Raw genomic sequence first — 18448 nt, 5'->3', positions numbered from 1 at the left:
TGCCTACGAACTACCGGATGGCTCGGTCCATCCTCCGGCGGTTACGCACTGAGGAACAGAGAGTTCTGCTGTAAAGAACTACCACGAGGGCCTGCGAACGCTGAACCGACCCGACGCCTCACTGACGATGCGCCGACTCCTGGCGTTGTACCCGTAGCTGCTCGTGCAGGTCCGCTTCCAGCGCACGCACGGCCGAGGAGAGGTCCGCGACGATCGCGCGCAACCGCCGCCGGTCGTACCGCACGCTCGGCATCGACACCGACACCCCCGCGAGCGCTGCGCCGTCCGGAGAGCGAACGGGCACGCCGACGGCGACGACTCCGCGCTCCGAACGGCCCTGGTTGAGCGCAAATCCGTTGCGGCGGACCTTTGCCAGCTCCCGGCGCAGCTCGTCCATCGCGGGTACCTCGCCGTGCCCCGCTCCGGCGTAGACGGAATCGAGTTCCTCGTCGGTGAGCTCGGCGAGCAGCAGCAGTCCCGCGGTGGTCTGGTGCGCGGGGAAAACCATGCCCTCCCGGGAACCCACCCTCAGGGCCTGCTGGCACTCGACGCAGGCGATGAACCGAGCGGTGTCACCGGTGCGCACCGTCAGGTTCACCGACTCCCCCAGCCTGTCGACCAGCTCGCGCAGCTGCGGCAACGCCGCCCGCCGCAACAGCGACACCGTCGAGTGCGAATGCGAGCCGAGTTCCAGGACAGGACCCGCACGATAGACCTTCGTGTCGTCCTGCACTGCGAAGTCCCGGTAAACGAGCATCGCGAGCAGCCGGTGGGCGGTCGATCGCGCGACACCCAGGCGGGCAGCCGCGTCGGCCACGCTCAGGCTTCCTTCGAGCTGGAGGATCGTCGCAAGCCTCAACGCGTGATCAACACTGGCGATGGCGTAAGGCGGGGGCTGTTTCATCTCCGTCGCCATCGAACCTCCCAGCGTACTGATTCTGGCGTGGAGAATACTAGATTCTCCACGTGTTGCTGTTCGGGAGCCTCAAGCTCGCAGCACGTGCGGGCCGGACCGGGCACCGGACGTCTCAGCAGCCACCGTGCGGTACTGGATACCGCACCGGCGCAACGGAAAAGGCATCCGGCAGGAACAGGCAGTGCGCGCGTCGACCAGTGGCTCGTCGCAATACAGCGCTGCGACCACCTGGCATCCGGACAAGAACGTGGCGGCGAACGGCATGACCACACCCTGCGTTGCTCGGCCGGAATGCTCCCGCGCCGGCGTTTCACCGGTGCGGTGAACGCTAGGTGCGAGGCTTGCTACACCGGGATCCTCGGCAGCCCCGGAGACCGACTTCGAGCTGGCCGACTACGACGGCGAACCCGACCTCGCCGTTGTGCGGCTCACCAGGTAGTCGCAGGCTGCCGCGGAGAGTGCGGGCCTACGGAGGAGGTTGTTCCCATGGGCCCGCACAGACGACGTCGTACCAGTCAGCGAAGAGTGAGCGGGGCTTCCGCGGACGACCATTTCGGAAAGCCGGCATAGTCGAAGCGGCCTTACGTCCATGACCGCTTCAACCTCGTTCAACCGTCTGGAAAGTGCCGGTCATACGACGTCTCCGCCGGACTTCACGGCAGTGCGGAGCAGTTGCTGGGTGCCGGCTTGCCGGCGAGGCGTTGGGCGAGCCAGTCGTGGGCGCTGGCGGTGGCGGCGAGGAATTCCAGGATGTGGCCGGTGCCGGTGCTGGGCAGCAGCGGTGGCAGCCAGGTGGTTTGTTCGAGCTGCACGGTGGCGCCGTGCGCGCACCAGTCGGCGGCGAGCTGGCGAACCTGGGGGTATGGCACGACGTCGTCGTTGGTGCTGCCGGCGATCAGTACCGGGGCGTTGGGGGTGAGTCGGCCGATGCGTTGCTGATCGACGACGGCGGTCAGTTCCGGTGAGCTGTCGACGATCTCGGCTGGGGTGCGGCCGCCGGTGGTGAACAAGGTGACCGGACGGAACATGGTGCGGCTGACTGTCTCGGCGATACAGGTGTCCGCCACGTCCGCCGCCATCGTCTTGCCTGCCGGATTGAGGGCCGCGTCGATGACCGGCCTGACCTCGGGGTAGTCGGCGGCGAAGCCGTTGAGTGCGTAGCCGAGCAGGCCTGGTGCGGTGCCACCGATCACGCCGGGCACGGCCCCGTTGACCGCTGGGCTGGCCATCGCCGCGCGGAGATCCGCGGGTGGGGCACCGGCGTAGGTGCCACGCACGTCGAGTTCAGGAGCGTAGGAGCGCTGCAGTTCGGCCGCCGCAGCGGCGGCGCCACCACCTTGGGAGTAGCCGAAGATCGCACTGGAACGGGTGATTCCGGTCAGCGCCTCCACGGCGCGGATCGAGTCGAGTACCGCGTGCGCTTCGGCGAGGCGGTTGACATAGTCGTGCATCGCGGGGGTGCCGAGTCCGTGATAGTCGGTCATCACCACGGCCATCCCGCGTGCCAGCAGGGAATAGGCGGTGCTCGTCTCGTAGCTGAACCACCCGTCGAGCGGGGGGTTGTAGTGCACCAGTTCGGCGAACCCTTTCGACGGTGCACATTGGTCGCCTTGCCCCTGCGTGCCGGGAGCCACTGCGATGAGCGGGCGAGGGCCGGGGCCGTTCCAGGGCAGGGTGGGTTCGAGGTAGGTGCCGGTCACTGCGGTGGGAGTGCCGTGGGTGTCGGCGCTGCGGTACATGATCCGCGTCGCGTTCGCCGGGACCTGTCCGTCGACTCCGGGCAAGGCCAGAGCGAGGGGAAAGCGTTCGCTGCGCAGGATCGTCCCGGGAGCTCCTTCGGGCAGCGGGCTGGGCGGCAGGTAGAAATCAGTGTCCGGCGACGAAACCGATGACACCCCGGCGTCCGGTGCCGATGCTGCGGGGCCGGCGGTGCTCAGCGTCGTGGCGATCGCGAGGACTGCGACGCTGAGCACGGCCAGCGTCCGTGGTGTGCGGCCACGGACGCCGCGGTTGCGCCGCAGCGGCGACTTGGTGTCGGTCGACATCTCGTCTCCTTTTGAAGGATTCTTGTTTGAGAATCCGATGTGTGGCGTTCCTGATCAAGGTGAAGTCGAAGGATGGCTTCAGCCGGTACCGGTCGCCAGTGCGGCGGCGACAGTGTCGTGGGCGGTGCGGCTCGAGTGGGTGAACGCCTGGTGCTGCCGCTTGCGGTGCATGAAGTTCGGCGGCAGGTTCGCCAGGTCTGCGATGCCAGGGCAGATCGTGATCACGCGTGTCCCGCGGGCGGTGACGGTAGCGATCTCGGCGGCGAGGATGCCGGTCATCGGCCGGCGCAGACAGCGGTCTTCGAGGAACCCGCCGAGGCCAGGGATGCGGGCTCGGTCCGGTGAGGCCATCGGGGCGATGAGGTAGATCTCGTCGAAGTCGTCGTCGGCGAGCAGGTCGAGCGAGACGGTCGAGGCCGCACCGCCGTCGATGTAGGTGCGGCCGTGCGCGGTGACCGGCGGCATCCAGCCCGGGACCGACCAGGATGCCTGCAATGCGGTCGCCGGTGATACAGCGGGCGCACCGGGAGCGCCGAACGCGACCCGTTCTCCGGAATCGATGTCGAAGGCGACCATTCGAGCGGCAGAGTGGTCGAGCCAGTCCCGGCCCGCGGTGAAACCGTCGGCCAGGCGCGCCAGCCAGCTCGGGTCGCCGCGGCCGATCGGAGCGATCCCGGCCAGTGCGGCCAGCCCACGCTGCGAGCGCAGCAGCCGCGGGTTGAGCGGTCGGGGGAGCGGTAGGGGCGGCAAGCTCGGCGGTGTGTCGGCGTGGTGGGAGCGCAGCCGTGGGTCATCGGCGTTGCCCTGCTGCATAGCCACTAGTTCGTCGACCGCGACGCCACTGGCGAGCATGGTCACCAGTTCGGCGCCTGCAGAGGTTCCCTGCAACAGGTCGGCGGTGCGCGGATCCCACTGGAGTTGTTCGGACAGCGCGTACAAGGCCGCGATGGTCCACGCCCTGCCGATCGTGCCGCCGCAGCCGATTACCAGAGCCCGGGTGGTCATCGAAGGCCGGTCTTGCGGGCTAGCGGGCGCTTGGAGGTGGTCTCGGCGGTGGCGGTGTGTTCGCGGGCATGACGTTCGATGCGGTCGAGGTAGGCACGTCGGCCCTCGGGGTCGATCCCGTTCAGTGCACGCCGGTCGTCGACGAGGCGGCGTAGGGCGTTCTCGATGAATCGGGGAACCAGTGCCCGCACGAGTGACCAGCCGGGCGCTACCCAGCCTGGGACCGAGACCTGTTCGGGCCTGCGCCGCACGCTGTCGACGACGGCACGCGCCACGTCTTCGGGATCGACCGTCGGCATGCCCTTGCCCAGGGTCGCGCCCGAGGACAGTTCCGTGCGCACTGCGCAGGGCAGCACTGCGGTCACGGTGACACCGGTGCCCGCGTACTCGTGGCGCGCGGCCAGCGACAGCCCCAGCGCGGCGAACTTGGAGCCGTTGTAGGTGACCATGCCCGGAATCGGGATCATCCCGGCCATCGACGCCACATTGATAATGTGGCCGCGCCCTGCTTCGGCCATGCTGGGCAGCACCGCGCGCATTCCGTTGATGACACCGCGCACGTTGACGTCGAGGATGAGATCGGTGGTGGACTGGGTTTCCTCGATGAAGCCGCCGAGCGGCATGACCCCGGCGTTGTTGACCAGGATGTCGATTCGGCCTTCCTCCTCGATGACTTCGGCGAGGAATTCGCGCCAGGATTCGGCGCTGGTCACGTCCAGGCGTGCGCTGCGGCAGTGCGGGATCCAGGATGCGGTGGCGCAGGCGATATCGGTGTCGATGTCGCCGATCCACAGGTGCGCACCGCGCGCGCTGAACGCTTGCGCGGTGGCGGCGCCGATTCCGCGGCCGCCGCCGGTGATGATGACGACGACGCCGGTGAGATCGATTCGGGGTTTGCTGGACATTTGTGCCCTCATTCTGGATTCAGCGGGTCGATGATTCGGCGGAGTCGCGCGCGGGTGCGTTTCGGTTGATCAGGAAGTCGTGGTCGTCGGGTTCTGTGAGCATCGCGGTCATCGTCTTGCGGTCGAAGGGCCACAGGTCGATGGTGTTCTGCTCGGTGAAGTACCAGGAGTTGCAGCCGGTGTTCCACACGGTCGGGCCCATCGCCTCGGCTACCGCGTCGTTGAACCGGGTGGTGGCATCCTCGGTGACCTCGACGGTGTCGAACTCACCGGCCCGGAAACGCTCGAGCCAGCGGGTGATGTAGCGGGAGGTGAGTTCGGCGGAGTACTGCAGCGAGATCGACCCGGTCGGCGAATTCGGCCCGAGCACCGTGAACAGGTTCGGGAAACCGGGGATCGCGGACATGCGGTAGGCGCGTGGGCCTTTCTCCCACGCCTGATCGATGGTGAGCCCGTCGCGGCCACGTAGGTTCATCGGGCGCATGTAGTTGTGCGGGTGGAACCCGGTCGCGAACACGATCAGGTCGATCTCGTGCTCACGCCCGTCGGCGGTGCGGATACCGGCCGGGGTGATCTCGGTGATCCCTTCGGTGACCAGTTCCGCATTGGCTGCCTGGATGGCCTGGTAGTAGGTGCCCGAGACGACCTGCCGCTTGCACAGTGGCTGATAGTCGGGGGTCAGTGTTTCGCGCAGCTTCCGGTCGCGGACCTGCGCGCGCAACGACCAGCGCGCGAATCGCTGGACCAGTCTGCGCCGCCAGGTCGGACGCAGGACGACGTCGGCGAGAATCCCCGACGCCCACAGCGACAGGCCGTAGACCCGATCGCGCAGAGCCGGGGACGCCAAGAGCACCTTGGTCACCAGCGAGGACTGTCGCAATCCCATCGGCGCCCACAGCACCCACTGCGGAGTGCGGGCGAACTGGGTCAGTGTCGCCGCGTCCGGCTGTAGTGCCGACACGACCTGCACGCCGGTCGAGCCGGAGCCGATCACCGCGATCCGCTTGCCCTCGGTGACAATCGAGTCGTTCCAGCGCGCGGTGTGAACCGTGGCACCGGCAAATTCGTCCAGCCCCGGGATGTCGGGGGTGAACGGATGGTGCAGTACGCCGGTCGCGGCGATGACGAAGTCCGCGCGGTGTCGGGTGCCATCGGCGACGGTGACGTCCCAGCGGTTCCCGTCGAATACCGCGTCGGTGACCTCGCTGTCCAGGCGCAAGTGCTCGCGTAATCCGAACTTCTCGACAACGTCGGCGTGATAACGCTGGATTTCGGCTCCGGTGGCCCAGATCCGGCTCCAGTCCGCCTTCGGGGCGAACCCGAACTGGTACACCTGCGAGGGCACATCGCAAGTCAGTCCCGGATAGCGATTCCAGAACCACACCCCACCGACGTCGGATCCTTTCTCCAGGATAACGAAATCCTCGAACCCGGCCTTCTTGAAGGTCACCGCGGCGGCGATTCCGGCGACGCCGGCACCGATGATGATGATCGAGGGCTCGCGATATGGCTTCGTAGTCATGGCCCGGCCTTTCCGAAGTGCTCGATCAGGGCGTGGTCGGGGCGTGCAGTTTCGCCCGCAGAACCTTGCCGCTTGCGTTGCGCGGAATCTCGTCGACCACGATGAACCGTTTGGGAACCTTGTAGCGTTCGAGCGCTTGGCGCACATGCTGCTTGAGGGCGTCATCGGCCGGGGTCGCGGCCCCGGAACCGAGCACGATGAACGCGTTGAAGACCTGACCGAACTCGGCGTCCGCGACGCCGATCACGACGGCGTCCGTGATATCGGGGTGCTCGACGAGACGGTATTCGACCTCGCCGGGGAAGACGTTCTCTCCGCCGGAGACGATCATGTCGTCGGCACGACCATCGATGAACAGATGGCCTTCGGCGTCGAAGTGCCCCAGGTCCCCGGTGCTGACGTGGCCGTCGAGGATCTCCTTTGACGACACCGTTGCGGCGGCGTCGGGGGTGTAACCGGCGTACTCCAGTCCACTGCGGACAAAGATCTCACCGATCTCGCCGGTGGCTGCCTCGGTTCGGTCGGCGCGCAGGATTCGCACCGACACCCCGAGCAGGGTCCGGCCGATCGTGTCGGGTGCGGCGAGGAGGTCCTGGGGCGTGGCGATCGTGACGAGACCGGCCTCGGTCGAGCCGTAGCCGTTGACCAGAATCGGCCCGAATTCCTCGATCAGCGCCGACACCGTTGCCGGTGCGATCGGTGCGGCGCCGGTGACCATGATCCGCAGCGCCGAACGCGCCGACGCGTTGTCGGTAAGACCGGGCACGGCCAACATTCGCTGCAACATGACCGGCACCGCCATCACCACCGTGACCCGGTGGCGGGCGATATCGTCCAGCGCGGTCTGCGCGTCGAATCGGCGGCGGCAGATCGCGGTCGCGCCCAAGGCCAGCGGGCCGAGTAGAGCGAGCAGTCCGAAACCGTGGAACATCGGCGGTGCGACCAAGACCCGGTCCGTCGTGCGTAGTCGCACGATCGCCATCGCCGTCACGGCCAACAGCACGATCGCAGTGGGCTTGACCGCGCGCGGCACTCCCTTGGCCAATCCCGTGGTTCCCGAGGTCAGCAAGGTCAGCTTGACCGTGCCACGCACCCGCGGCGGTGCCGGACCACTGCGCGCGGCGAGGTCGTCGAGGCTGGGCAGCGCAGAGGTTTCGGCGCTGGGTTCATGCCAGGCCGGCACCCGCAACCCCAGATAGTAGGCGTCCTCGACGGCGGCAGCGTACTCGTCGTCGTAGATCAGAACGTCGGGCTGGTGCCTGGCCAGGATCGCGTGCAACTGCGCCGGTGGGAGTTCGGTGTTGATGAAGATCAGTTCCGCGCCGAGTTGTGCGCCCGCGGCCAGCGCCTCGGCGAACCCGCGATGGTTGCGGCAGAGGATGCCCACTGATCTAGGGGGCGTCGGCGTGGCCGCGAACAGCGCGGCCGCGATCGCTTCGGCACGCCCTTGCAGCTGCCGGTACGTCAGCTCCCCGGCGTCGTCGATGATCGCGACCTTGTCCGGGTGGCGGATCGCCGTCGCCGCCAGCAACATCGCCGGGGTCGGCCCGTATCGGTAGAAGCTGCGGGCCAGGGCCGCCGCCTTGCGCGGACCGACCGGTGCGAGCATTCCCGACTTCGCGATCGCGGACAGTGCCGAACCCCACTGCCGGAGGCCGTGTCGAAGATCAGCGCGCACCGCTAGCCACCTCCGCCTGGTCGCCGACGGACGCAACCGGTGGCGAACCGGCGGCGGGTCGCAGCCGCGACAGCGAGGCCTGAGTATCACCGAGATTGCGGAAGATCCGTTCCACCAGCACTTCCAGCGGCAGCCGCAGCAGCGTCACCAGGATCGCCGACGGGAAGCCGTAGAGCGGGGTCATCGTGCGCGGCTTGTTCACCACGGCTTTGGCCAGCACTTTGGCCGCGTCCTGCGAAGTCTGCCCCGGCAGCACCCGCATCCAGCGGCTGGGTGCGCTCATCCTGGTGTGCAGCAGGCCGCCGTAGAAGGTGGTCAAGGTGACGCCGTCGGCACGGGCTTCGGCGCCTACCGCTCGCATCCACCAGTCGAAGGCCAGCTTCGACGACAGGTAGAAACCCCACTTCGGCGCGACGGGGAACATGATGCCGACCGTCGAGACGTTGACGATATGGCCACTGCCGCGCTCGCGCATACCGGGCAGCAGTGCCAGAGTCAGCCGCATCGGCCCCAGGTAGTTCGCGCCGGTGGTGGCGGTGACGTCCTTGGGCCGGTCGTAGGACAGGTGGATCGAGCGCCGCAGCGACTTGCCCGCGTTGTGAATCAGTACGTCGACGCCACCGAAGTCACACAGAACCGCATCGGCGAATTCGCGCACCGAATCCTCGCTTGTCAGGTCGAGCGGATACGAATAGGCCTCACCACCGGCGGCGGCGATCTCGTCGGAAACCTCCCTCAACCGATCGACCGATCGCGCGGCGAGGACAACCCGTGCACCGGCACCGGCAAACCATTTCGCCGTCGCCTCGCCGACCCCGAAGGACGCTCCGGTGATCACGACGACTTTGCCCTGTATCTCGCGGCGCAGAGTGGCCTGATCGCGCAATCCCCGCGGCCCGATCAGCCAAGCCAGCGCCCGCGCGACCGGTGTGCCGACGATACGCGACGGACCGGTGGGCAGAATTGTAGACATCAGTGATCACTCCGGTGTTTCGGCTCGATGGAAAACGTCTGAGGAACCCGCAAACAGGCCAAAGCCGTGCGCATCCGAGAGCGCGGCATCAATGGCTCGCTGGGTAAGTTCGATATCGGGGTCGACCCGCAACGCGCTCATCGCGGCACCGAAGAAGTTGCCCATGATCAGATCCTTGACCTGGACACGAGTGATCTCGCCGGTGTGCAGCCAATGCAACACCAACCCCTCGACGAAAGACAGAAACCCGCTGATCGCCGCGCGCAGTACCACCGACGAACTCGAACCGGTCATCTCGACGGCCAACGCATCGGCCAGCCGGCCCCGATGCCGCTCCCGAATCTGGCGGACCTCGGCATCGGCGACATCAGCGATCAGCGCCTCGAACGACGCCGGCTGCTGCACCGCCTCATCGAGCAACCTGTCGACACCGCGACTCAACCGGTCCAGTGCGGGACCGCGCATCGCCAGCAGATCGCCCCAGAACTCGTCTGCCGCAGCCTCGAGCACGGCCAAGTAGAAGCCCCGCTTGCCACCGAAGTGGTAGCTGATCGAGCCGGCCGCCACGCCGAGCTCGCGCGCCAAGTCCACGATCGAGACCTCTTCGTACCGACGGCTGCTGAACGCGGTCTTGCCCGCGGCCAGCAGCGCGGAACGAGACGCCTCACCACGCCGATTGACGACCATCACCACTCCAAGTCTTGAATCAGATTCAGTAACTTGAGGCTAGATTCCGGCATCCTGCCCCGTCAAGGGATGTCTTGAATTCGATTCAATTTCTGGGGTCCGTTCCAACGTGCCGAACATGGCGGCGTAGCGGCGTGATCAGCACGTCCTTGATCGCCTCGGCAGTGCACGTACTCGCCGCGCAGCGCTGATCGCACCGGCAAGCACGCCCCGGGTGGCCATTCTCGGGCGTCGATCCGGCGCATGATGTCTTCGGCGACCAAATCAGCCAGCCGGTCAGTTGTCGATGTCCAACCCGTGCAGCCGGTATCGTCGGGCTCGGGTGCGGGGGTGGACCGCGAAGTCGAGGCGAGCTGCCATCGTCACCTCGTGTTGCAACAGCGAGGGCGGTACTCCGGAGACTGCCGGCGGACCGAGCAGGCCGGCCGCGTCGTCCTAAGCCTCTACCCCGCCATCCGAAGGCGAAGCTGGCACCGGTACACCATCCGCCGAGCTCGACCCGTGCTCGCTGCTCAGCAAGGCAGACGCCGCGCAGTTCGGCCCTACCCAGCCCCACCAGTTGCACAGTCGCCATCGGCGTCACGGATACCGCCCGCGTCTATGTACTGGTCATCCAGTCCGGCATCGACAAGGCGCGCAAGATGGCCAACACACGCTGGTGGAGGTCGTCGAGCAGAAGGTTCCGCAGGGGTAGCCGTGTCGGACATCCTGGCCGAGATCGACGCCACTCTCGGGTGCCAGCAATGCGGGCAGTCTCGCCTCGTCGGTCGACGCCGACTTCTGTTCAGAAGCGTGTCAACGCACCTGGCGCGCCGCCCGCGTCGGCGCAACGCCGGATCTGCCGTTCACGTTGGATACCGACGCGGTGATGGGCGCTGAGGAACTCAACGCTCTGGTCGAGTCGCTGCGGACACACCTCGGTGTCGGCGCCATGGACGCCAGCGCCGCTGACGACGAAGGAATCCAACGCGGCCTCGCCGAGATCCGGCAGATGTCCGAGCACCTGCGGGCCCTTGGCAGCTCGCCGAGCGGTCGACTGTCTAGCCACCGACGGGCGTGGCTGGCGACCCGGTGACGACTCAGATGCTTCGTGTGGCACTGAAAGCGAATGCACCTACCACCGCCGCCGACGCCAAACTGAACCGTCACGAGTTGGGGGCCACTTCCTGTCTTGAGGGAAGATGGTCGTCATCATGTCGAAGCGCTACCCGCCCGAGGTCCGTGAGAAGGCCGTTCGTCTGGTCTTGGAACGGCTGGATGAGTTTGAGTCCCCGTATGCCGCGGCGAGGGCGATTGCTCCGCTGGTTGATGTGCACCACGAATCGCTACGGGTGTGGGTGAAAAAGGCCCTGGCAGCGGGCTCGCAGTCCGGCGATGAGCAACGTGCGGGGCTGTCGGCGGCCGAACGTGACGAGTTGCAGAAGCTGCGCAAGGAGGTCCGGGACCTCAAGCAGGCCAACGAGATTCTGAAGCTGGCCTCGGCTTTCTTCGCGCGGGAACTCGACCCGCGACACCGCTGATCGTCGCCTTCATCGACGAGTATCGCCAGGTCTACGGCGTCGAGTCGATCTGCCGTGCGCTCTCGGCGCACGGGGTGCAGGTCGCGCCCAGGACTTATCGCAAAGCCCGACATCGGCTTGCCTCGGCGCGAGATGTCGCCGACGCCCACGTAGAGAACGCCCTGCGCGACGTGCGGGGTAAGCCAGAGGAGATGTACGGGCGGCGCAAGATGACCCGCTATCTGCGCCGTCAGGGCCACGAGGTGGCGTTCTGCACCGTCGACCGCATCATGCGAGAACTGGGGCTCAACGGGGTCGTGCAGGGGCACAAGCAGCGCACGACAATCACCGCCAAGGATGGGATACGAGCCGGAGACAAGCTCAATCGTGACTTCACCGCCTGCGCGCCGAACCACGTGTGGGTCGCGGACTTCACCTACGTGGCGACCTGGACCGGCTGGTCCTACGTGGCCTTCATCATCGACGCGTACTCGCGCGCGATCGTCGGCTGGACCGCCGCAAGTACGAAGACAACCGCGTTGATGTCCAAAGCACTCAACATGGCCGTCTGGCGACGCGATCACAACGGGCATCCGATCGGGCCGGGGCTGATCCACCACTCCGATGCCGGCAGTCAAGGCGAGTTCAACTGGTCGTCGCAACACCTTGATCGTGGAGGTGTTCAGGGGTGGCGACGACAGACTGGGGCAAGAAGAAGACCAGCGATGCGCCTGACCGGGTGCGGCGGCAGTGGCGTGCGGATCGGGCGCTTCGGCCGGCGATGCGTTCGCCCGGACGTCCTGACCCCTCGCGCGCGGTCCAGCGACAGTTCTGGCAGCTGATCGCGACAGGTATCACGTCGGCGGAGGCGGCGCTTCAGGTCGGTGTGTCGGTGCCGGTCGGGACACGGTGGTTTCGTCACGCTGGCGGCATGCCGCCGATCTCGCTGGATGAGCCCTCGGGCCGATATCTGTCGTTCGCCGAGCGTGAGGAGATCGCGATCCTTCGTGCCCAGGAGAAGGGTGTCAGAGAGATCGGCCGCCAGATCGGCCGAGATCCCGGGACGATCTCGCGCGAGTTGCGTCGTAATGCCGCTACCCGTGCAGGTAGACAGGAGTACCGTGTCACGGTCGCTCAGTGGAAGGCGCAACAGGCCGCGAAGCGCCCCAAGGTGGCGAAGTTGGCGACGAACGGCGCTCTGCGCGAGTATGTCGCGGAGCGTCTCGAGGGGAAGGTGCGCCGGCCGGATGGGAGCGCCGTGGAAGGTCCGGAGACACCGCCGTGGACGAAGCTCAACAAGCCCCACCGGGCCGACAGGCGGTGGGGGTTGTCGTGGAGTCCGGAACAGATCTCGCATCGGAGGACGATCGACTTCCCCGATGATGAGTCCATGCGCATCGGCCACGAGGCGATCTACCAAGCGCTGTTCATCGAATCTCGCGGCGCACTCAAGCGCGAACTCGTCACCTACTTGCGCACCGGCAGAGCGTTGCGCAAGCCGCGCGAACGCGGACGGAACAAACCATATGGGCATGTCACCGAGGATGTCGTGCTCTCGAAACGTCCCGCGGAAGCCGATGACCGCGCGGTACCGGGGCATTGGGAAGGCGATCTGATCATCGGCACAGACCGATCCGCGGTAGGCACGCTCGTGGAGCGCTCGAGTCGCTCGACCATCCTGGTTCATCTGCCGAGACAAGACGGGTGGGGCGAGATGCCGGTGGTGAAAAACGGCCCTTCGCTCGGCGGGTACGGAGCTGTCGCGATGAACAACGCCCTGGCCGACTCGATCACGACGTTGCCAGAGCAGTTGCGCGAGACGATCACGTGGGATCGTGGCAAGGAGATGTCGGGGCATGCCGCATTCGCTCTTGCGACGGGCACACGAGTGTTCTTCGCTGATCCGCACTCACCCTGGCAACGGCCAACAAACGAGAACACCAACGGCCTGCTACGCCAATATTTCCCCAAGGGCACTGACCTATCGCGATGGTCAGCCGAAGACCTCGAAGCCGTTGCTCTCGCTCTCAACAACCGGCCGCGGAAGGTCCTCGGGTGGAAGACCCCTACAGAGGTTTTCGAAGAACAGTTACACTCCCTCGAACAGCCCGGTGTTGCAACGACCGATTGAACCCAGTCAATACACCTCGATCCGGTTCGCCGAGCACCTCGAACTCGAAGACATCCGACCGTCGATCGGATCGGTCGGCGACGCTTACGACAACGCCCTGGCGGAGTCGATCATCGGGTTGTTCAAGACCGAAGTCGTCAACCGACACGGCCCGTTCAAGACCCTCGCCGAGGTTGAATACGCCCTGATGGAATGGGCCGACTGGTACAACAACGCCCGTCTGCACTCCCCGCCTCGGCTACCGCACACCCGCCGAGCAGGAAAGCGCCTACTACGCTCTGACACCAACCACGCCGACCGGCGCTGGTCTAACACCGAAGCCGGTCCCTTCCCCGTGACGGTTCAGATGACGCCCCCAGCGTGAGGGTGACGCGCTTGTCCTGAACGATTCCCCGGTTTCACGCTTGGTCGTCCGACACAAGGCTGGCCGCACGATCACTCCGATTGCCATAGCGCGGATGAACAGGTTGACGCTCCGCTCGAGTTCCACGCCGCGGTCCGGCGACCGGCCGTCAGTGACCGCGGTTCGTCCGCCCTGTCTGCACGTTCGGCGCGCCTCGGCTGAGCGGTGGCCATCACGAGCAGGCACTACATAACGATTAGGTCAACTTCATTCAAGTGGGTGTTCACTCTCTATGGACGAATGGTCTGGTTATTAGGCCAAATCATTCCCTGAGGAGGTTCGCCGATGAGCGTCCAGGGCGAAGACCGGCTGAGCGGCACCCTCGGCCCATACGCAGTGACCTTCATGGTGATCGCGTGCGCCGCACCGCTTACCGTGGTCGGCGGCATCATGCCGATCGGCTTCCTGGCCGGTAACGGTGCCGGTCTGCCGGTGATGTTCCTGGTGGCCACCGGCATTCTGTTGCTGTTCTCAGTCGGCCTGATGGCCATGAGCAAGCGCCTGCCGCACGCGGGCGCATTCTTCACCTACATCTCGCACGGCCTCGGACGTGTTCCGGGAGTCGCCGCGGCCTATCTCGCCGTGCTCTGCTACACAACCATCCAGGTCGCTGTCTTCTCCTACTTCGGTGCGACCGTCAGATCGAGCATCGTGTTACTCGGCGGCCCCGACGTCCCCTGGTGGATCGTCACTCTCGCCTGCGTTGCCGTCGTCGCCGTGCTCGGCTACCGGCACATCGAACTGAGCTCACGCGTGCTGCTCGTGGCGCTGATCGCCGAGATGGCGACCGTCCTCGCGCTGGCGGCATCGATCATGATGACGGGCGGTGCCGAGGGATTGTCCTTGAGTCCGTTCTCGCTCGAGAACATCCTTTCGGGGTCTCCGGCTCTCGCGCTCATGTTCGCGATAGCGGGTTTCATCGGCTTCGAGTCGACGGTCGTCTACCGCAGCGAGGTACGCGACCCCGACCGCACGATCCCGCGAGCCACCTACGGCTCCGCACTGGTCATCGGCATCTTCTACGCGTTGGCCGCCTGGGCGATCGTGATGGGTGTCGGCCAGTCCCGACTGACGGAGGTCGTGGGCGCCGACCCGGCCACGCTCGTTGCCAGGGTCACCGACCGCTACCTAGGCCAAGTCGGCTCGGCCGCGGTCGGGGCGCTACTGATCGCCAGCATGTTCGCGGCCGTTCTCTCGCTGCACAACGTTCTGACCCGTTACTTCCACTCGATGAGCCGCGCAAGGCTACTGCCGCCTGGCATCGGTGAGGTGCATCCCCGGCACCGTTCGCCGCACCGGGCCTCGCTGCTGCAAATCGGTATCGCCACCGTCGTGATCGTGCTCGACACGGTCGCCGGATTGGAACCCGAAACGGTGTTCACCTGGTTTGCCGGGATCGGAACGCTCTCCATCGTCGTGCTCATGACGGTCACTTGCCTCGCGGTCGTCACCTTTTTCGCGCGCACTGCGATCCCGGCCAACCCGTGGGAGGGGTATGTGGCGCCGCTCGCCGGACTGGTGGGCCTCGGCGTGGCCGCGTGGCTGATCGGCAGCAACTTCCCGCTACTCGTCGGCGACGTCGACGCGGCGGGCAACCCCACCTGGGGCGCCGTGAGCTATGTGCTGCTCGCGGTCGTCATCCTGGCGCCGGCTCTCGGCATGGTGCAGGCCCTACTGGCGCGGTCACGAAACCCGGAGGCTTTCACCCTGATCACACAAAAACTGGACCACTAGAGACGCGAATGACACGGGAACTCGATCCAATGACTCTGACTCGGTACGTCGCTCCCACTGCGGCAAGCCCACTCATCGGGCTGACCGGCCGCCGGAAGCGCGCGACGATCATGGCAGCTCCACAGGGGTTCGCCGATGCGCCCATCGACGTCTACTTCGCCGAGTTCGCCACGTCGGTGCAGGGTGCGGGTGCGCTCGCGGTGCACCTGCCACTCGACGGCGACGCTAGGGCGCTCGTCGCGCGCATCGACGGGCTCGTCCTGGTCGGCGGGGACGACGTCGACCCGCGCCGGTACGGCCAGTCGCCAGGTCCTTTCACGACGGTCGTAGACCCGGCCTGCGACCAGTTCGAGATCGACCTCGTCGTCGCGGCGCTGGAGCGGGACATTCCCGTTCTCGGAGTCTGCCGCGGCCAGCAGATTCTCAATGTGGCGCTCGGGGGCACGCTGCAGCAGCATCTCGAAATCGGCGAGGGCGAATCGCACGGCTCGTATGCCTATCCGCGTGCGCATCGGGTGCACGACGTGGAGTTCACCGAGGGCAGCACGCACGCGGCTGTCTACGGCACACGCACCAAGGTGAACTCCTTCCATCACCAGGCGGTCGAGCACCCCGGCGACGGTGTGACCGTCGTCGGGCATGCGCCGGACGGGACTCCCGAGGCCATCGAGGTCGCGGGAACGTCCGCGATCGGGGTGCAGTGGCATCCCGAGACCTTCGGTGGAGACCCGATTTTCGATTGGCTCGCCCGCACCGCGGCCGCGACGGCGCAGTCCACCCGCGACGACGACACACAGGAGGTCACACGATGAGCAAACGACATGCAGGGCGATCGGTTTTCATCACCGGCGCAGGCGGCGGTATCGGCCGAGAGACCGCACTCCGCCTGGCGGGCGAGGGTGCCCGAGTCATGGCAACCGACGTCAACGGCGATGCTGCAAGGGAGACCGCCGACCTCGTCGAGGCCAAGGACGGCACGGCGCTCTCAGCCATCGTCGACGTGCGCGTGCGCTCCGACATCCGGGCCGCCGCCGAGGCCGCCGTCGAGGCATGGGGTTCGCTCAACCTGCTCGTCAACAACGCCGGCCTGGTAACGCCACACTCATTGAGTGACCTCACCGAGGACGCCTGGGACCTGGTGCTCGACGTCAACCTCAAGGGCCAGTTCCTGGTCGCGCAGGAACTGGCGCCGCGCCTCGGCGCCGCGGGCGGCGGCGCGATCGTCAACCTCTCCACCGTCGAGGCTTCCGTCGTCGTGACCAGCGGCAGCACCGCGCAGCCGCACTACAACGCGAGCAAGGGCGGCGTACCCATGCTCACCAAGGCACTCGCCGTCGAGCTCGCTGCCCAGAACATCCGCGTCAACTGCGTCGCGCCGGGACCCATCGCGACGGACTTCTTCTCCTATGAGGACGTCACGAGCCCCGAGGCCATGGAGTTCATGGGACAGCGCCTCCTCGTGAACCGGGTCGGAACGCCTGCCGACGTGGCGTCGGCTGTCTCGTGGCTGCTCTCCGACGAGGCGGCCTGGATCGACGGCATCGAGTTGCCGGTGGACGGCGGGTGGTTGACGCGATGACGTATCTCCTCGACCCGTCCCAGCTCGACCGAGCGGGCATCCACACGGTGATCGTCGCGACCCCGGACCTACAGGGCCGCCTGGTAGGACGGCGGATTCCCGCAGAGCGCCTGCCCAGCATCCTCGAGTGCGGCATCGAGATCTGCACCTGTGCATGGGCCTGGGACGTCGAGCAGTCCTTCGACCTCATCGGAGCAGGCGTCCTCGCCGTCTGCAGCATGCACAACGGTGCACCCGACGTGGCGCTCGTCCCCGACGTCGGCACGCTGCGCAGAGCCGCGTGGCTCGACGGTGTCGCCATCTGCATGGCAGACCCCGTATGGCCCGGAACCGGCGAGCCGCTCGAGATCTCACCGCGCGTGATGCTCAAGAAAGAACTCGCCCGATATCGGAGCATGGGCTACTCGCCGCAGACGGGTACGGAGCTGGAGTTCTACCTGTTCGCGAACAACCCTCGTGCGCTGCGCAAGAGCAGCTTTCGGGAGGACCTCGACCCCACGACGCTCACCCCGAGCGATTTCACCATCCACGAGGGAAACGGTTACGAGCCCTTCTTTCAGAAGCTGCGGCGCAACCTGCGAGAAAGCGGCATCGAGATGGAGGCAGGGCAGTCCGAATGGGGAACCGGGCAGTGGGAAATGACCTTCGCCTACGGGGATCCACTCGAGATGGCCGACCGGCACGCCCTCTACAAACTCGCCGTGCGCGACAGCGCGGTGGCAGCAGGGCTGTCGGTGACATTCATGGCACGCCCGCTCAACGACCAGCCCGGCTCGTCCTGCCACGTGCACCTGTCGTTGCGCGACGACGCGGGCCAGTCCGTCTTCTGGGACCCGGATGCCGAGCACCACATGAGCGACACACTGCGCTCGGCCGTCGCCGGGGTGCTCGAACACACTCCCGCGTTCATGGTCTGGTACGCGCCGACCATCAACTCCTACCGGCGCACCCATTCGCAGGAGATCGCGGGCTACGGCCGGACATGGGCGGTACAGAACCGCTCGGTCTCGGCACGGATCGTCGGGCACACGTCGGCCGCCTTGCGTTTCGAGTACCGGATACCCGGCGCCGACACCAACCCCTACCTGACGCTGGGCGGTGTGCTGGCCTCCGCGCGCGACGGCATCGAGCGTTCGGTAAAGCCTCCCGCGATGACGGTGGGCAACGCCTACGACGGCGACGTCGACGCAGCCATGCCCACGCAGCTCGCGGAGGCCGCAGGAATGTTTGCGACGTCCGACTTCGTCCGTCGGCTCATCGGTGAGGACAGCACCTCGCATTTCCGCCACCTCGCCGAGCTCGAGTGGCGCGTCTACCAATCCACGGTGACGCAATGGGACCTGCAACGCTATTTCGATCGGATCTGACGAG

Annotated in this window: 16 protein-coding genes, 1 pseudogene and 1 other annotated feature; of the genes and pseudogenes, 8 read left to right on the top strand and 9 right to left on the bottom strand. The window is 66.5% G+C overall.

Annotated elements, in window-relative coordinates; translation table 11 throughout:
• Positions 1-118 precede the first annotated feature (118 nt).
• The 9 genes from LY40_RS18820 to LY40_RS18780 form a co-directional block, all read right to left on the bottom strand.
• On the bottom strand, positions 119-916 hold the full coding sequence (locus LY40_RS18820) for an IclR family transcriptional regulator (RefSeq protein WP_258937658.1): 798 nt from the start codon (positions 914-916) through the stop codon (positions 119-121).
• Between the two features lie 653 nt (positions 917-1569).
• On the bottom strand, positions 1570-2961 hold the full coding sequence (locus LY40_RS18815) for a lipase family protein (RefSeq protein ID WP_258937657.1): 1392 nt from the start codon (positions 2959-2961) through the stop codon (positions 1570-1572).
• A 78-nt stretch (positions 2962-3039) separates the two neighbouring features.
• Complete coding sequence (locus tag LY40_RS18810; protein ID WP_258937656.1) at positions 3040-3966, bottom strand: patatin-like phospholipase family protein; 927 nt, start codon at positions 3964-3966, stop codon at positions 3040-3042.
• On the bottom strand, positions 3963-4871 hold the full coding sequence (locus LY40_RS18805) for an SDR family oxidoreductase (RefSeq protein ID WP_258937655.1): 909 nt from the start codon (positions 4869-4871) through the stop codon (positions 3963-3965). The genes LY40_RS18810 and LY40_RS18805 overlap by 4 nt, the downstream gene beginning before the upstream one ends.
• A 19-nt stretch (positions 4872-4890) precedes the next feature.
• Complete coding sequence (locus LY40_RS18800; protein ID WP_258937654.1) at positions 4891-6393, bottom strand: flavin-containing monooxygenase; 1503 nt, start codon at positions 6391-6393, stop codon at positions 4891-4893.
• 25 nt (positions 6394-6418) lie between these two features.
• A complete protein-coding gene (locus tag LY40_RS18795) occupies positions 6419-8071 on the bottom strand; it encodes an AMP-binding protein (RefSeq protein WP_258937653.1) in 1653 nt (550 codons plus the stop codon).
• Complete coding sequence (locus LY40_RS18790) at positions 8061-9044, bottom strand: SDR family NAD(P)-dependent oxidoreductase (protein ID WP_258937652.1); 984 nt, start codon at positions 9042-9044, stop codon at positions 8061-8063. Before LY40_RS18790 ends, LY40_RS18795 begins: the two co-directional genes overlap by 11 nt.
• A gap of 6 nt (positions 9045-9050) precedes the next feature.
• The gene (locus LY40_RS18785) at positions 9051-9731 is read right to left on the bottom strand and encodes a TetR/AcrR family transcriptional regulator (RefSeq protein ID WP_258937846.1); all 681 of its coding nucleotides are present in this window, start codon (positions 9729-9731) and stop codon (positions 9051-9053) included.
• A gap of 784 nt (positions 9732-10515) precedes the next feature.
• Entirely contained in the window at positions 10516-10734 is a 219-nt protein-coding gene (locus LY40_RS18780; RefSeq protein WP_258937651.1) for a hypothetical protein, read from the bottom strand.
• Between the two features lie 190 nt (positions 10735-10924).
• Between LY40_RS18780 and LY40_RS18775 the strand changes: the two genes are divergently transcribed.
• The 8 genes and pseudogenes from LY40_RS18775 to LY40_RS18740 all read left to right on the top strand — a co-directional run bounded on the left by LY40_RS18775 (position 10925) and on the right by LY40_RS18740 (position 18444).
• Positions 10925-11251, top strand: a complete 327-nt coding sequence (locus LY40_RS18775; RefSeq protein ID WP_258937650.1) for a transposase — start codon at positions 10925-10927, stop codon at positions 11249-11251.
• Positions 11212-11340, top strand: a sequence feature (AL1L pseudoknot). (Overlaps the previous gene by 40 nt.)
• A pseudogene (locus LY40_RS18770) lies at positions 11248-11871 on the top strand (IS3 family transposase); the annotation flags it as partial. It overlaps the preceding feature by 93 nt. The gene LY40_RS18775 and the pseudogene LY40_RS18770, both read left to right, overlap by 4 nt.
• 140 nt (positions 11872-12011) lie before the next feature.
• On the top strand, positions 12012-13361 hold the full coding sequence (locus tag LY40_RS18765) for an IS30 family transposase (protein WP_443687888.1): 1350 nt from the start codon (positions 12012-12014) through the stop codon (positions 13359-13361).
• Positions 13342-13725, top strand: coding sequence for an integrase core domain-containing protein (locus LY40_RS18760; RefSeq protein ID WP_258937649.1), 384 nt, complete (start codon positions 13342-13344; stop codon positions 13723-13725). Before LY40_RS18765 ends, LY40_RS18760 begins: the two co-directional genes overlap by 20 nt.
• A 324-nt stretch (positions 13726-14049) precedes the next feature.
• Entirely contained in the window at positions 14050-15498 is a 1449-nt protein-coding gene (locus tag LY40_RS18755) for an APC family permease (RefSeq protein ID WP_258937648.1), read from the top strand.
• Positions 15499-15527: 29 nt separating this feature from the next.
• Positions 15528-16310 carry a gamma-glutamyl-gamma-aminobutyrate hydrolase family protein gene (locus tag LY40_RS18750; RefSeq protein ID WP_258937647.1) on the top strand — a complete coding sequence of 261 codons (783 nt, stop codon included), beginning with the start codon at positions 15528-15530 and terminating at the stop codon, positions 16308-16310.
• Positions 16307-17077: an SDR family NAD(P)-dependent oxidoreductase gene (locus tag LY40_RS18745; RefSeq protein WP_258937646.1), complete on the top strand. Its 771-nt coding sequence runs from the start codon at positions 16307-16309 to the stop codon at positions 17075-17077. Before LY40_RS18750 ends, LY40_RS18745 begins: the two co-directional genes overlap by 4 nt.
• Positions 17074-18444 (top strand): glutamine synthetase family protein, encoded by a 1371-nt coding sequence (locus tag LY40_RS18740; protein ID WP_258937645.1) that lies wholly within the window; start codon positions 17074-17076, stop codon positions 18442-18444. The genes LY40_RS18745 and LY40_RS18740 overlap by 4 nt, the downstream gene beginning before the upstream one ends.
• Positions 18445-18448: the final 4 nt, after the last annotated feature.

This window comes from Prauserella salsuginis (assembly GCF_024648885.1).
GTDB lineage: Bacteria > Actinomycetota > Actinomycetes > Mycobacteriales > Pseudonocardiaceae > Prauserella > Prauserella salsuginis.
This window is presented reverse-complemented; position numbering and strand designations above follow the sequence as displayed.

What these genes read in the sequence shown, in the direction of transcription:
- LY40_RS18815 (WP_258937657.1), bottom strand. Translation starts at nt 2,961, where the DNA reads ATGTCGACCGACACCAAGTCGCCGCTGCGGCGCAACCGCGGCGTCCGT.
- LY40_RS18765 (WP_443687888.1), top strand. Translation starts at nt 12,012, where the DNA reads ATGCGTTCGCCCGGACGTCCTGACCCCTCGCGCGCGGTCCAGCGACAG.
- LY40_RS18755 (WP_258937648.1), top strand. Translation starts at nt 14,050, where the DNA reads ATGAGCGTCCAGGGCGAAGACCGGCTGAGCGGCACCCTCGGCCCATAC.
- LY40_RS18745 (WP_258937646.1), top strand. Translation starts at nt 16,307, where the DNA reads ATGAGCAAACGACATGCAGGGCGATCGGTTTTCATCACCGGCGCAGGC.
- LY40_RS18820 (WP_258937658.1), bottom strand. Translation starts at nt 916, where the DNA reads ATGGCGACGGAGATGAAACAGCCCCCGCCTTACGCCATCGCCAGTGTT.
- LY40_RS18790 (WP_258937652.1), bottom strand. Translation starts at nt 9,044, where the DNA reads ATGTCTACAATTCTGCCCACCGGTCCGTCGCGTATCGTCGGCACACCG.
- LY40_RS18750 (WP_258937647.1), top strand. Translation starts at nt 15,528, where the DNA reads ATGACTCTGACTCGGTACGTCGCTCCCACTGCGGCAAGCCCACTCATC.
- LY40_RS18775 (WP_258937650.1), top strand. Translation starts at nt 10,925, where the DNA reads ATGTCGAAGCGCTACCCGCCCGAGGTCCGTGAGAAGGCCGTTCGTCTG.
- LY40_RS18810 (WP_258937656.1), bottom strand. Translation starts at nt 3,966, where the DNA reads ATGACCACCCGGGCTCTGGTAATCGGCTGCGGCGGCACGATCGGCAGG.
- LY40_RS18800 (WP_258937654.1), bottom strand. Translation starts at nt 6,393, where the DNA reads ATGACTACGAAGCCATATCGCGAGCCCTCGATCATCATCATCGGTGCC.
- LY40_RS18740 (WP_258937645.1), top strand. Translation starts at nt 17,074, where the DNA reads ATGACGTATCTCCTCGACCCGTCCCAGCTCGACCGAGCGGGCATCCAC.
- LY40_RS18785 (WP_258937846.1), bottom strand. Translation starts at nt 9,731, where the DNA reads ATGGTCGTCAATCGGCGTGGTGAGGCGTCTCGTTCCGCGCTGCTGGCC.
- LY40_RS18805 (WP_258937655.1), bottom strand. Translation starts at nt 4,871, where the DNA reads ATGTCCAGCAAACCCCGAATCGATCTCACCGGCGTCGTCGTCATCATC.